General features: G+C 53.1%; 2 protein-coding genes. Both read left to right on the top strand.

The window, feature by feature from the left end; all coding sequences use genetic code 11:
- Positions 1–689 (top strand): DUF116 domain-containing protein (locus tag L5462_RS04825; RefSeq protein ID WP_237779681.1); only part of this gene is annotated, 689 nt, incomplete at its 5' end.
- Between the two features lie 4 nt (positions 690–693).
- Complete coding sequence (locus L5462_RS04830) at positions 694–1,527, top strand: TatD family hydrolase (protein ID WP_237779682.1); 834 nt, start codon at positions 694–696, stop codon at positions 1,525–1,527.
- Positions 1,528–1,658 lie beyond the last annotated feature (131 nt).

The raw sequence follows: 1,658 nt of genomic DNA on the forward strand, positions 1-1,658 counted from the left end.
TCAACGAATTCTATCAGATATTCGGGCAGCTGGTATTCATCGCGGGTCTGGGTCTCATTGTGATGCTCGCCTCAAGCCTCTTCCTTGGAAGGCTCCTCCTCAATGAGGACCGGTTGATATTCCCCAGACTCCTCCTTATCACAGTGGACATGTTCTACGGTCCATTCAAGAAGTTCTCAGAGACACTGGGACTCAACAGTCGCATAGTGGACCAGATAGGGGTTGAGGTTAGGAACAAGATCAACGAGAAGAGGTTCAGGTCAATAGACCCCCATGAGAAGGCACTCGTACTTCCCCACTGCCTCAGGAACCCCAGATGCGAGGCAAGGCTCGACAGGACAGGGCTTGTCTGCACGGGATGCAACCGCTGCATAATAGGTAAGATCAAGGAGCGGGCTGAGAGCATAGGGTACACCGTCTTCGTGATACCTGGATCAACCTTCATAAAGAAGATAATGGAGGAGAGGAGGTTCAAGGCGGTCCTCGGGGTGGCCTGCTACCAGGACCTCAACCTGGCCATGATGAAGCTCTCAAGGTTCACACCACAGGGTGTCCCCCTCCTCAGGGACGGGTGCTTCAAGACAAAGGTTGACTTCAGGGCCGTCCTGGAAAAGATGGGGCTTGAAGGTGAAATGAGAAGGCCAAGAGGCTGCATGAACCAGGTACCCGAGAAAACACTGGAGCGGTGATAGATTGGACATACCCATCACCGATAACCACATACACGTTGACCCCATCAACGGCGATGGGCCGAGAGCCGTGGCCCTTAAATTTCATAGGTCCGGTGGGAGGAGGATGATAATCCCCAACAAGCCTTCCTGGACCATAAACGCCGGAACAGACTACCGTAAAACCATGGATACAGTGCTTAAGTACACTGACATCATCAACCAGGAGACAGAGGTTGAAGCGTATGCAGTGGTGGGACTCCACCCGGCGGAGTTATCAAGGCTCCTCGAGGCCGGCCACGACCCTGAGAGGGCCGAGGAGATGATAAGGGAGGGCCTGGAATATGCCCAGTCACTGGTCCTTGAGGGGAGGGCCGTTGCAATAGGTGAGATTGGAAGACCCCACTACCCTGTCCCCCCTGAGGAGATGGCCATCCACAACAGGCTGATGGTGTATGCCATGGAGCTTGCAGCAGAGGCCTCATGTCCTGTTCAGCTCCACACCGAGACCTCTGGGCCGGAAGAGTTCAGGGAATTCGCAGGGATGGCCTCTAAAGCAGGTATAAAGAGGCACATGGTTATAAAGCACTTCTCCGGTCCCCTGACAGGAAGGGATGAGAACCATGGAATCACACCATCCCTCATTGCATCGGGGGATGTCATACGGGAGGGTATCAGAAAGGGATCCGGCTTCCTAATGGAGACCGACTACCTGGATGACAGAAAGAGACCCGGCGCGGTCCTCGGGCCCAAGACCGTCCCCAGGAGGACAATTGAATTCCTGAACAAGGGGATCTTCAGCGAGGATGACGCCTACATGATACACCAGGAGACCGTTGAAAGAGTCTACGGTTTATAAATCGTTAAGTTCTGACCCACCAGTTAATTTTTCCGGATAAAAACATTCTGCAAAGTTCCCCAAAAGACCAGCCACAGTTAATTTTTCCGGATAAAAACATTCTGCAAAGTTCCCCAAAAGACCAGCCACAG

Source organism: Methanothermobacter sp. K4 (assembly GCF_022014235.1).
GTDB lineage: Archaea > Methanobacteriota > Methanobacteria > Methanobacteriales > Methanothermobacteraceae > Methanothermobacter.